Origin of the sequence: uncultured Sulfuricurvum sp. (assembly GCF_937936435.1) — a bacterium.
Taxonomy (GTDB): domain Bacteria; phylum Campylobacterota; class Campylobacteria; order Campylobacterales; family Sulfurimonadaceae; genus Sulfuricurvum.
The window spans coordinates 1-12,034 of sequence record NZ_CALDDG010000111.1 but is presented as its reverse complement, the minus strand read 5'-3'; the positions used below and the strand labels follow the sequence as shown (position 1 = coordinate 12,034).

Below are 12,034 nucleotides of genomic sequence, written 5' to 3'. Positions count from 1 at the left end.
TTCGGAATTCGGCCACAGTTTCGGAGACTGGATGCTCTTCATCAACAAAAGCGATCAGGAAAAAAACCGCTTTGAGGATGTCGTCCTCTTTAACAAATCGCTCAAAGACGAAATCATCATCACCGCCAAAAATGCCGATTTGCTTAATCATCAGGGGGTTCTCCAGCTTCAGTTGAAAGAGGGGCAAAGCTACAGCTACGACAACGAAACCCTCAAAGAGATGCTCTTCAAAACCGCTTATATCAACGACGTGCTCGAATCGAGCGATACCGTCTATAAAAACCTAATCGATTACTGGACGAACGATGATATGCGCAAACGTAAAGATCAGCGACTCAGCACCAATACCCTTTTGAGTCTCTTCCCCGTTCTCTCGCTATTTTTGATCATGGCGCTAGGGGTCGTCCATGCCCGCCATCAGAAACGGTGGATTTATCTATGGCTTTTTCTAGCGATCATCGTTTTCTACGCCGCCTCGTATTTGTTGCAGCAAAAACTCGGTTTTCATACCATTTGGGTCGTTGCATTGGGGTGGCTGATATTCACCTACGGCTTTTATAAGCGTCTGGTTGGGAGCCGTTTTTGAGCCGTGCCAAAATAACACTGAGCTACAACGGCTCTGCGTTTATGGGTTCTCAACAACAGCCCAACACCGACAACACTGTGATGGGACATCTGATCACCGTACTCCATCGGCTTAAAATCACCGCCACCCCAAAAGCCTCCGGACGAACTGATCGCGGCGTTCACGCGACCCATCAGGTGATCCACGTCGATCTCCCCGATTTTTGGACTGACCTGCACCGCTTACGCGAAATGCTCAATGTTCAGCTCCCCCCCGCCATGCGGATACAGCGGATCGAGTTCGTGGATGAGGACTTTCATGCCCGCTACAGTGCCAAACGCCGTGTCTACCGATACGTCATCAAAGAGGGACTTGGCAATCCGTTCGAGGATAACTTCATCACTTTCGTCCCCTCCCTCGACCGTGATGCGGTCCGTGATGCGATAGGCTGTTTCGTCGGAACCCATGATTTCGAGTTTTTCAAAAAAAGCGGCAATGATTTGGAACACCATACCCGTATCATCTACCGTGCCTATGCCTACTCGTACAAAGGGCACTTTATCATCGTGTTCGAAGGAAACGGCTTCTTACGCTCCCAAATCCGCCTGATGGTCGGGTTTTTGCTCCGTATTTCGGCGGGAAAAGCGACGAAAGAACAGCTGATAGAGCAGCTAAACCGCGTCAAGCGGCACTCTACGGATATCGCGCCGCATAACGGGCTGTATCTTACGCGTATCAAATACTGATCTTATAGCTACTTTTCTCTTTAGTGAGAAAAGTAGCAAAACAAGCGTAGCGTTCCCGAAGGGATGTTTCTCTGAAAAGAACATACCGTGCTCCAAAAACGCTTCGCTCCTCTCGGCACGTCTGCCTTCGGAGCGGCTCTAGGTAATGGATCACGGGGATTTATTCGATTTATTTTCGCACTTTGCGAAAATTATTACATTAATAATTTTGCCGCGACAACACACATAGAGCCCAGTCGATGGCAGTAGTGCCAAATCGACTGGTAGCGTTCTGTTACGCGGCGCTTTTCTTTTCGTACTTTTATTTTCTAAAAAGAAAAGTACATGAAAAATACAATGTCAAAAAAGTAAGTTTAGTCAATTACACTAAACTTAATTGATACTTCTTGCATTATTAAAACTATTTTGTTACAATCACAGCTCAAAATTTTACAATTTAAAGGAAACAGTCACATGGCAAAACATCAGTTCCAGACTGAAGTCTCACAAATCTTGCACCTCATGATCCACTCTTTGTACTCCAACAAAGAGATTTTCGTCCGCGAGTTGGTTTCCAACAGCTCCGACGCACTTGATAAACTAAACATGCTCGTCCTCACCGACGAAAACTACAAAGGAATCAACTTCGCTCCGCGCATCGATATCGTCATCGACAAAGAGGCGAAAACCCTCTCTATCAGCGATACGGGTATCGGGATGAACGAAACCGATCTCGTAGAGAATCTCGGAACCATCGCGAAATCGGGAACCAAAGCGTTCTTGGAAAAACTCTCAGGCGATCAGAAAAAAGATTCCAAACTCATCGGTCAGTTCGGGGTCGGATTCTACGCGTCGTTCATGGTAGCGGACAAAGTCGAAGTCATCAGCCGCAAAGCGGGTGAAGAGCAAGCGTACAAATGGTCATCCATGGCGGGAAGCGAATACGATATCGAGCCCGCAGAGCGCGACAGCCACGGTACGACGATCATCATGCACCTCAAAGACGACGAAGCGGAGTTCCTAGAAACGCACCGCATCGACTCTATCGTTAAAAAATACTCCAACCACATCCCGTTCCCGATCTTCATGGACAAAGAGGAGTGGGTAGCACCTGCAGAGGGTGAAGAGAAAGGTCACAACGAAATCGTCAACAAACAAATCAATAAGGCTAACGCTCTCTGGACGATCTCTAAATCCGAAATTTCTGACGAAGAGTACAAAGACTTTTATTCGAGCATCGCGCACGACTCTTCCGAGCCACTTGTATGGATGCACAACAAGGCTGAGGGTGCGTTAGAGTACACCACCCTCTTCTACGTGCCGTCCAAAGCGCCGATGGACTTGTACCGTGTCGATTACCAAAGCGGTATCAAACTCTACATCAACCGTGTCTTCATCACCGACGATGAAAAAGAGCTTATGCCGACGTACTTGCGTTTCTTGCGCGGGGTGATCGATTCTGCCGACCTTCCGCTCAACGTCAGCCGCGAAATCCTCCAAAGCAACCGCGTCATGGCGAAGATCAAAAACGCATCGGTTAAAAAAGTGTTGGGCGAGCTTGCTAAATTGGCGGAAAACGACACCGAGAAATACGAGACGTTCTACAAAGAGTTCGGAAACGTCCTCAAAGAGGGTCTCTACAGCGATTTCGGTAATCGCGAGAAAATCCTAGAGCTTCTCAAACTCAACACCCTGAACTCTGATGAGCCGGTGATGTTCAGCAAATTCGTCGAGGGTGTAGACGCCGAGAAAAAAGAGATCTACTACATCACGGCGAAAATGTCTCTCTCTATGCTCAAAAACTCCCCTGCCCTAGAGCGTTTCAAAGCCAAAGGGATCGACGTACTCGTCCTCAACGAAGAGATCGACACCATCGTATTCCCGATGGTAACCGAGTACAATGAGTATAAATTCGTCAACGTCACCGATGCGAAACTCGAAGAGTCCGAAGAAGAGAAAAAAGAGCACGAAGAGAAAGCGAAAAGCCTAGAGGGCTTCGTCGGACAGCTCCAAAATGCTTTGGGTGAAAACGTATCGAAAGTCGAAACGACCTTTGATCTCACCGAGTCAGCCGTGTGTCTGAAAGTCGATAAAGAAGACCAAGGCTATATGATGGCGCAGATGATGAAACAGTTCGGGCAAATGGGCGGGGATTTCCCGGCTCCGAAACCGATCCTACAAATCAACCCGAACCATGAGTTGATCAAAAAACTTTCTGACAGTGCAGACATGAACCTCATCGACGATGCAGCGCATGTATTACTCGATCAGGCGAAACTCTATGAGGGTGAGACGCTAGCGGACACCGCAGGGTTTATTGCTCGTCTTAACCGTATTATGGCGAAAGCGCTGTAAGTCATTCCGTACTTAACGTGCCCTTTAGGGTAGATACGGAATCTATCTCCCGTCATTCCCGCGAAAGCGGGAAGTTTAATGGATTGTACTAATATTGATCCTATCAATTAAAAATATCATTTTCTATTTTTTTTCAATATAATTATGTAAAAAAATGGGAAGGTAATAATTAATATGCTTCTTTTTCAAACTCAATTTACTGTAAATAATACTGCTACTTTAGATCAACTTATCGATATTGCGTTAAATGGCTTGATGGAAGCCAGCATTCAAAATTTAAAAAAAGTGATTTCTTAAAAATTGATGATGAATTTTTAAAAATACTGAACGATGAGAGCATTCATATAATTAGATGTATTAATCACGAATATGAAGGTGTAGGAATACGTTATGAAAAAAAAGGAGAGAAAGATGATAGATGGATTACAGAAATTGTTGGAGCAAAATTTAACAATGAATATAATCTTACTTTCCAATTATCATGGACATCTGAAATTCCAAGTAGACAAATACCTAAAGCAAAAAAACCATACATTGTTAAACAAATCCTTGATGAATTAGGAAGCGGTATTGATGGCGATTTAAAAGTATTGGATAAAGCCTACTATTTAGAAGAAAAAGATCTTGAATTTGTCAGAAAAATACTTAACAGCGAAACTTCAAATATTATGCCAGTAATATATATTAGTGTATCTGATGATAATAAACCATATATTAATCCAGAAAATGTTGCACATCATTTAGCAGGTATGGCCCATGTCATTGTTGAGCCAGATCGAGCTTTTTCATATAAGATTATGGAATTAACCTCACGTCAAAATGTTTATCTTGGTGCAGTTGGAATTTACTGGCCGTATGGAATGGGTAATACACGTTTATTTCCTTATGGTAAATATCAAGCACCAAGTGATCTCGAAAAAGACATAACACGCATAGTAAAAGAAGCTCTATTGTCCCAACAATTAGTCAGAGAAGCTACTTGGTCATATTTAAAAGATCTTCATTTTAAAACAAAGATTAAACTTCTACGAGACAAGGGTTCAACTGAGCTAAATGAATATATGTTCACTTTTGATGGTGAATTAGAAGCAAAAAATGAGCAAATCCATTTCTTAGGATTGGAAATAAATCGTCTACGAACTCATATTAATGCGCTCAATAAAGAAGTGCAAACCGAAAGTTCAATCCTTACTCCCGGTGAAGAAGAAGAACTATATCCAAATGAATATAATGACCTTTTAATCACAATTTTACACTCTGAACTACAAAATGCTGAAGAAGGAAGCCGCAAAGCCTTATTATTAAATAGTCTTATCAATGCTAACAAAATATCTGGCTATAAAAATCGTATCATCGATGGATTAAAAGAAGTTTTTGATAACTTTAGTAAATTAAGCCCACGAGACAAACAAGTACTTCAAGATATTGGATTTACAATCTCTGAAGAAGGAAAACATCATAAATTGATTTTCAAAAATGACAAAAGATATCAGTTTACTGTAGCAAAAACAGCAAGTGATTATAAAGCTGGAAAAAACAATATCTCAACTATAAAAAATAAACTATTTTATTAAATATGAAGCACTTCTCTCATCCTTAAAGAACTATTTGAAAAAGGGGACAGGTTACTTTTTTATTCCCCTTCCCTCATCCTACGTTTCAAAATAACTCCCTACTTTTCTATTTTTCTTCGTTCCCAACGTTCTCGTTGGGAATACAAACTCTCCGACTCTTTTAAAACTCTTATCACTTTTTTTGTTCCGGCAAAAAAAGTCACCAAAAAAACCTCGTCCCTGTGGCAAATCGCTCGCGCGACTCTCGCACTGCTGCTTCGCGCGCGGCTTTAGAGGATGCCGGAAAGACCAAACACTATCTATTTTCGCAAAAGCGAAAATTTTCTAACTAAATAAATCCCCGTGATCCATCACCAAAAGCCGTTCCAGAGGCAGACGTGCCGAGAGGAACGCAGCGTTTATGGATCACGGTATGGTCTTTTGCATACTTTTCTGACTAAACAGAAAAGTATAAACGGTTCTATTATCTTTTCGTTCTGTTCTTTTCTAAAAAGAAAAGGACAGGTTTTTGACATTGTTTTATCTGAGTTATAATGATCCTTACCCCATTAAAAGGAGAAGATCATGAGACTCTCAACCGTATCCATCCTATGTGGCGTAATGTTGCTCAGTACCGGGTGTGTAACCACTAAAACCCACGAAGCGACATTGCAAGAACTCGAAAACACGCGGGCCGCTTTAGGTTCGGCACAACGAACCATTCAGGAACAGCAGCTCCAAATCAAGAAAAACCAAGAAGAGATCAAGCGCTATAACGATGAGATCAACGCACTTCAAACAAAGAAAAAAGAGTTGGACGAGGAGTACCACCGACTGGAATCATCCCTGAATACCAGCCGTTCGGAGCTATCCGATAAACAAGCAAAACTGCAAGAGTTGCAAGCCAAGCTCAACCTCACCGAAAAACAGCTCGATACCCTTCGCCAAATCGAAGCGGAAACCCAAAAACGCAATGAAATCTATGCTCACTTTGTCGATAAGCTCCAAAAAATGATCGATGCGGGGAAACTGACGGTATCGATCGAAAACGGCCGCCTCGTCATCAACCTGCCCGAAGACGTCCTCTTTCCGACCGGACGCACAACGATAAGTACAGGAGGCACCGAGACGCTCAAAGAGATCGCCGATATCCTCAAAGAGCTGCCGGAGCGCCGTTTCCAAATCGAGGGGCATACGGATACCGTTCCGATTCATAACGACCGCTTTGCAAGCAACTGGGAGCTTTCATCGGGACGCGCACTGACTGTCGTTCATCTGATGATCGACGAGGGTGTTATGCCGCAGAATATTTCGGCTGCAGGGTATGGAGAGTATCAGCCTCGCGCCGACAACGCCACCAAAGAGGGAAAAGCGCTCAACCGCCGTATCGAGATCGTCATGCTACCGAATCTCGATATCCTCTCCAATGAGCTTCCGAACCTGACTCAAACACAATAAGATTGATCACTAAAAGCTGTGTCGGACACTCATAACGAGATGTCAGACACACACATTTTTGTCTACGCATGTGTTCAGATAAAAAACGACAGAAACTTAATTTTTAATAAATATTGTTTGAAAATACTTGATTCTATGATTGATTTTAAAATCTTAGATACAATAGGTACAGTCAAAAGTCACTATGAAAGGGGAAGTTATGGAACGAATCATACCAAGATCAGGGTTATCCGCCCGATCGTTTTTAATGCTGTTTTGGGCAGCAGCAGCTATCATCATGTTTTCAGGTTTTTGGAGCGGAAAAACATTGGAGGAAAAACGCGCAGAGCGTCTACAGACGAGTAACGAGACTTTGCAGTTGCTCTACAAACACGCACCGGAAGCTAAAGAGATGATTGCCAAGTCCTACGGATATGCAGCATTTAGCAATGTCGGAGTAAACCTCGTTCTCCTCTCCGCCGAAGGAGGGACGGGAGTGGCCCACGTCAACGGCAGCGGCATGAATACCTATATGAATATGGCCTCCGGAGGAGTAGGATTCGGACTGGGGATCAAAGATTTCCGAGCCGTCTTTCTCTTCGAAAACAAAGAGGTGTTTGAGCGATTTGTAAATGAGGGATGGGAAGCAAACGCTCAAGCGGATGCCGCCGCAAAACTTGCGGATAAAGGGGATGCATACGGTGCAGCCATTACCGTCGCACCGGGAATTCGGCTTTATAAATTGACTCAAAACGGTTTGGCACTGCAAGCGACGATTCAGGGGACAAAATACTGGAAAGATAACGAGCTGAACAAATAATAAATCTTCTAAAAGGGAATAGAATACGTTTCTATTCCCTTCCCTTTACTCCACATTCATTAACAAAACTCCATGAACTCCGAGCAATAAATTAACATCTGTTTATGATATAACGAGTGGCTGATTTTCTCCGTACTTTCGATGGAACACAAACACCGCTCTTTTGAACAATTAGGACACGTTTTACACTCTCGTTCCGCATAGCAAACAAAGGTCGGTGAGTTTTCATGAAAATCGATCTTCCATGCACCGATAGCAAACATTTTTGCCACTATCTGTCTGCCGTTTATATTTTCCAAATGACTAAACCACTCCAATGTATTCATGATGAAGCCTTTTTACGTTCCAAAGAGAAGGAACTAATTTTATTTAATATTAAAAACCAATTATAATTACAATATCTTTTGTTTTTATTAAAATTTGCAAGAGAATCAAATTTGCGATTTCTGTTTCTCGCACTTCCGAACTAAAATCGGGGATAAAAACTTCTGCTACAATTCGCCTCAAAAAAGTACTGCTAAAACCTATGAAAATAATCCCTGTTACCGATGCCAATTCGCATATCTATCACAACCTCGTGCAGTACTATGAAGCGGAGTTCTCACCGATCACGGGCAAAAAACCGAATGCGTCGGGTCTGTTCGAACTCGATACTCGTCTAGGAGACGACACTCTGGGGTTTTTGCTTATCATCGACGATCTCCCTGCCGGAATCGCCGCGATCTGTTCAAAAGAAGCTCAAACCTATGAGGTGTGCGAGTTTTACATCCTTCCGTATTTTCGAAAAAATACCGTCGGAATGCGGTTTGCCCACACTATTTGGAAAAACTATCCCGGAAAGTGGGAGATCAAACAGATTCGAGGAGCCGAATACGCCACCGTTTTTTGGCGTAAAACGATTGAACACTTTGATGAAACGGTTTATACCGAAGCGTCCTACGACGATCCGTATTGGGGCGTAGTCACGAGACAGCACTTTACCGTTAATTAAGATAGAAAAAAAGGGGGCAGTACTTTTTATACCCTTCCCTTGCCCCGCATTTTAAACCTTCTCTATGCTTTTCTCTTTAGCGAGAGAAGATACCGAATTCCGCTATACAATACGATATGCTACAATAACTCCTATACCACTATGAGGAGTCTGCCATGCCATCACATGCTATCGACATCACGATCGATCAAAGCGAAAACGAATTCACGGTAACAATGAAAATAGTCGGAAAACTCACGCACAGCGATTACGAACTGCTTAATCCCATGATGGACAATGCTCTCGCGGGGATCGACAAACCGGACGTCAAGGTTCTCGTCGATCTGCTAGAGTTTACGGGCTATGAGCTTCATGCACTCTGGGACGATTTTAAATTCGGGTTGAAATACAACAAAGTCTTTACTAAAATCGCCCTCGTCGGAAACAAAAGATGGGAAGAGACCGCCGTCACCATAGGCAACTGGTTCACCCATGCAAAGATGCACTATTTCGAATCGACGGAAGATGCCTTCTCTTGGTTGAGAGAATAAGGGAAAACATGGGAAAAATTATCATCGCTCTCGTTTTATTCGGCGCCGTCCTGATTTAAAAAATCCGTATCATTCAATACATGGGCATTCGCGCTGTTCGGCATCGAATGTTTCGGAACGGTTCCGAATCCTTCCAGTTTTCCGCATGATGGGCATTTGCCCCCATCCAGCTCGGCTATCATCTCCACATCGATCACAAAATCGCATGCCTGACAAAAAAAATCCATAACGTCCCCTTTTGGTTTACTGGAGTATGAAATGCATCCGGCATTCTAACGAGGAGTTAATGATGGAAACATTTACCGCTTTATACGAAGCCTACGCTTCCCAAGAGGTCGATTTCGAAACGCTTAAACAAATCGAATCAAGTGGCATCGTTCGGTTAGAAAACCTCGGTTACAGCCGAAGCCGTAAAAATGCCCTCCACTGTAAAGTCTATTTCGGGCCTTTGGAAAAATTGTTGTCGTCGATCGTCTTCAAACATTTTTCCGATGCGACTGAACTGGAGAACATTCTCACTGCGAGCCGGTTCACATTTACAAAAACAGTGGATACCGACAAGAATCTGATCGTCTATACCGGCCTTGATGAAAGAATCGAGATCATTGCTGACGTCGCACCGGATGGCAGTGTATTTGTAGATGACGACGGCATAGAAGCAGCAAGGGTGTTTAACCTCTATGTGTCTATGTAATACTCATATATGAATACTTATTCATATTTTGGTTTGAAGATACCCGTTTGTAGATTTTAGTGTGCTAGAATAGCCGCTGTTTTGAACCAGTCCGCACATGAAAAAGAGGATATTATGGATTTTTTTCCTTCGAATGAGACCATACCATCGCAGTGGCGGATCGATGTTCCGCTGGAACAGACCAGCTACCTCTGCGACGGTGAAATCCGCGAATGGAGCGGTGAACAGCATGATGTCTATTCGCCTATCTGCGAAGGAGGCGAACGCAAACGTATCGGAAGCTATCCCCTTTTGGATGCGCATAATGCACAAGAAGCTCTTGATGCCGCCCATAAAGCATACAATTACGGACGCGGCGAGTGGCCGACCATGTCGGTAGAAGAACGAATCAGCCGAGTCGAAGCATTCGCCTACGACATGCGCGAAAAACGCGATGAAGTGGTAAAACTTCTGATGTGGGAGATCGGCAAAACACTCCCGGACTCCCAAAAAGAGTTCGACCGCACTATCGATTATATCTATGCCACGATCGATGCGCTCAAAGAACTCGACCGTCTCTCTTCCCGCTTCGTAATCGAAGAGGGGATCATCGGGCAGATCCGCCGTTCGCCACTAGGGATCGTTTTGTGCATGGGACCGTTCAACTATCCCCTCAATGAAACGTTTGCTACCCTGATCCCGGCTCTTATCATGGGTAATACCGTCATCTTTAAACCTCCGAAACTCGGAGTCCTTTTACATCATCCTTTGTTGGAAGTGTTTTGCGCCTCTTTCCCCAAAGGAGTGGTTAACACCGTCTACGGCGCGGGGGAAAAAGTGATCACGCCGTTAATGCAATCGGGGAAAATCGACGTCTTGGCATTTATCGGAAGCAGCCGCGTGGCCGATGCGTTGAAACGACAACACCCCAAACCGCATCGACTGCGCTCCGTTCTGGGGCTGGAGGCCAAAAATGCGGGAATCGTTTTGGAAGACGCCGATATCGATCTCGCCGTCAAAGAGTGCGTGTCGGGAGCCCTCTCCTTTAACGGCCAGCGGTGTACGGCTCTAAAAATCCTGTTTGTCCACCGTTCGATCGTCGATAAGTTCAACGCAAAATTCTCTGCCGCCGTCGCCTCCCTCAAAGGAGGGATGCCGTGGGAAAGCGGTGTATCTATCACTCCGCTTCCGGAATTTGATAAAACGGTACATCTCGCCGAACTCGTCCGGGACGCCTGCGATCAGGGGGCGAGTATTCTCAATCCCGCCCAGAATCGGTATGAGCACACCTATATGTTCCCGGTCATCGTTTATCCTGTCCGTCCGGGAATGCGTCTCTATACGGAAGAGCAATTCGGTCCGGTCGTACCGATCGTCGTATTCGACGACATCTCCGAACCCATGGAGTACGTCATCGAATCCGATTACGGCCAGCAGGTGAGCCTGTTCGGCACCGACCCCCACCGTATCGCAGAGCTGATCGATCCGCTGGTCAATCAGGTGTGCCGCGTGAATCTCAACAGCCAATGCCAAAGAGGACCGGATATTTTCCCGTTCAGCGGGCGGAAAGATTCGGCGGAGGGGACGCTCTCGGTTTCAGACGCTCTGCGCGTTTTTACCATCCGAACCCTCGTCGCCGCCAAAGAGACCGACGGCAACCGCGACCTTATACGCTCGATTGTAAGAGACAGAAGCTCTTCATTCCTCTCGACCGATTTTATTTTTTAATCCTGCCGAAAGCATCCACCAGGGATACTCTAACAGAGTTAGATAAAAGCAATGCTCTGCGCTTTGATCCGTGTCATATCTTCTTCATCCAGTCCGTCGATGGCATGAACGAAACAGCACGGTTTTTCCTTGATCTGCTTGTGTATCTCCCAAAATGTCTCTCTGTCCTTTACGATATAGACGTTCTCGGCATACAACGATTTGAGCGGCAAACCGATACATCCGTGTGCAAGGGTGATCGTGAGCAGTTCCATCATCTCGTTGTTGACCGTGATCCCTCCGTTGCCCTTGAGCAGGATGACCTTCGGTGGAGTGGTATTTTTCGCCATAGAAACCCTTTTTAATGTCGATATTCATTTAGCGTTCCACCGCTGTAGCACATATTTTGCATTAGGAATAAAAATCCTTTTATCCCACAGCAGGAGAAAGAGCATGCAAGAATACTTAGAAGAGATCGAAGATATAGAGTGGATCATCTGGAACGGATCGATCGGAATTCGCGATTTCGTCACAATCGGGCGGATCGATACGGATGCGAGTCTCGCCTGGCTCGAAGCACCCTACGACATGGTCGGACCGTTTTCTCTGGATGAGCTCACCGCTAACGGCCTGATCCGCTTTGCCGAGTGCGAGGTGATGTCTAAAGAACGATGGCAG

General features: G+C 44.8%; 12 protein-coding genes and 2 pseudogenes. 11 read left to right on the top strand and 3 right to left on the bottom strand.

What is annotated here, in order from left to right; genetic code table 11:
* The 6 genes and pseudogenes from Q0389_RS10520 to Q0389_RS10495 form a co-directional block, all read left to right on the top strand.
* A pseudogene (locus tag Q0389_RS10520) lies at positions 1-586 on the top strand (permease); the annotation flags it as partial.
* Positions 583-1,311, top strand: a complete 729-nt coding sequence (gene truA, locus Q0389_RS10515) for a tRNA pseudouridine(38-40) synthase TruA (protein ID WP_298694009.1) — start codon at positions 583-585, stop codon at positions 1,309-1,311. The pseudogene Q0389_RS10520 and the gene truA, both read left to right, overlap by 4 nt.
* Positions 1,312-1,764: 453 nt before the next feature.
* Positions 1,765-3,645 (top strand): molecular chaperone HtpG, encoded by a 1,881-nt coding sequence (htpG, locus tag Q0389_RS10510; RefSeq protein WP_298694007.1) that lies wholly within the window; start codon positions 1,765-1,767, stop codon positions 3,643-3,645.
* 590 nt (positions 3,646-4,235) lie between these two features.
* The gene (locus Q0389_RS10505; protein ID WP_298694006.1) at positions 4,236-5,219 is read left to right on the top strand and encodes a hypothetical protein; all 984 of its coding nucleotides are present in this window, start codon (positions 4,236-4,238) and stop codon (positions 5,217-5,219) included.
* A 564-nt stretch (positions 5,220-5,783) separates the two neighbouring features.
* Positions 5,784-6,656, top strand: coding sequence for an OmpA family protein (locus tag Q0389_RS10500; RefSeq protein WP_298694005.1), 873 nt, complete (start codon positions 5,784-5,786; stop codon positions 6,654-6,656).
* Positions 6,657-6,855: 199 nt separating this feature from the next.
* Positions 6,856-7,455 (top strand): hypothetical protein, encoded by a 600-nt coding sequence (locus tag Q0389_RS10495; protein WP_298694004.1) that lies wholly within the window; start codon positions 6,856-6,858, stop codon positions 7,453-7,455.
* A 59-nt stretch (positions 7,456-7,514) separates the two neighbouring features.
* On the opposite strand, the gene Q0389_RS10490 is transcribed toward Q0389_RS10495, so the two are convergent.
* Positions 7,515-7,781: a hypothetical protein gene (locus Q0389_RS10490; RefSeq protein WP_298694002.1), complete on the bottom strand. Its 267-nt coding sequence runs from the start codon at positions 7,779-7,781 to the stop codon at positions 7,515-7,517.
* A 200-nt stretch (positions 7,782-7,981) separates the two neighbouring features.
* On the opposite strand from Q0389_RS10490, the gene Q0389_RS10485 reads away from it, so the two are divergent.
* Together Q0389_RS10485 and Q0389_RS10480 are read left to right on the top strand one after the other, a co-directional pair.
* Entirely contained in the window at positions 7,982-8,446 is a 465-nt protein-coding gene (locus Q0389_RS10485) for a hypothetical protein (protein ID WP_298694001.1), read from the top strand.
* A gap of 155 nt (positions 8,447-8,601) precedes the next feature.
* Positions 8,602-8,976 carry an STAS/SEC14 domain-containing protein gene (locus tag Q0389_RS10480; protein ID WP_298694000.1) on the top strand — a complete coding sequence of 125 codons (375 nt, stop codon included), beginning with the start codon at positions 8,602-8,604 and terminating at the stop codon, positions 8,974-8,976.
* A 35-nt stretch (positions 8,977-9,011) separates the two neighbouring features.
* Here the strand turns inward: Q0389_RS10480 and Q0389_RS10475 are convergent, their stop codons facing one another.
* Positions 9,012-9,203 carry a hypothetical protein gene (locus Q0389_RS10475; protein WP_298693999.1) on the bottom strand — a complete coding sequence of 64 codons (192 nt, stop codon included), beginning with the start codon at positions 9,201-9,203 and terminating at the stop codon, positions 9,012-9,014.
* A gap of 62 nt (positions 9,204-9,265) precedes the next feature.
* Here Q0389_RS10475 and Q0389_RS10470 point away from each other — a divergent pair, with 62 nt between their 5' ends.
* Both Q0389_RS10470 and Q0389_RS10465 read left to right on the top strand, forming a co-directional pair.
* Entirely contained in the window at positions 9,266-9,670 is a 405-nt protein-coding gene (locus Q0389_RS10470) for a hypothetical protein (RefSeq protein ID WP_298693997.1), read from the top strand.
* Between the two features lie 114 nt (positions 9,671-9,784).
* The gene (locus Q0389_RS10465; RefSeq protein ID WP_298693996.1) at positions 9,785-11,377 is read left to right on the top strand and encodes an NADP-dependent glyceraldehyde-3-phosphate dehydrogenase; all 1,593 of its coding nucleotides are present in this window, start codon (positions 9,785-9,787) and stop codon (positions 11,375-11,377) included.
* 38 nt (positions 11,378-11,415) lie between these two features.
* Here the strand turns inward: Q0389_RS10465 and Q0389_RS10460 are convergent, their stop codons facing one another.
* The gene (locus tag Q0389_RS10460) at positions 11,416-11,706 is read right to left on the bottom strand and encodes a hypothetical protein (RefSeq protein ID WP_298693994.1); all 291 of its coding nucleotides are present in this window, start codon (positions 11,704-11,706) and stop codon (positions 11,416-11,418) included.
* Positions 11,707-11,809: 103 nt separating this feature from the next.
* Between Q0389_RS10460 and Q0389_RS10455 the strand changes: the two are divergent.
* Positions 11,810-12,034, top strand: a pseudogene (locus Q0389_RS10455) (J domain-containing protein); the annotation flags it as partial.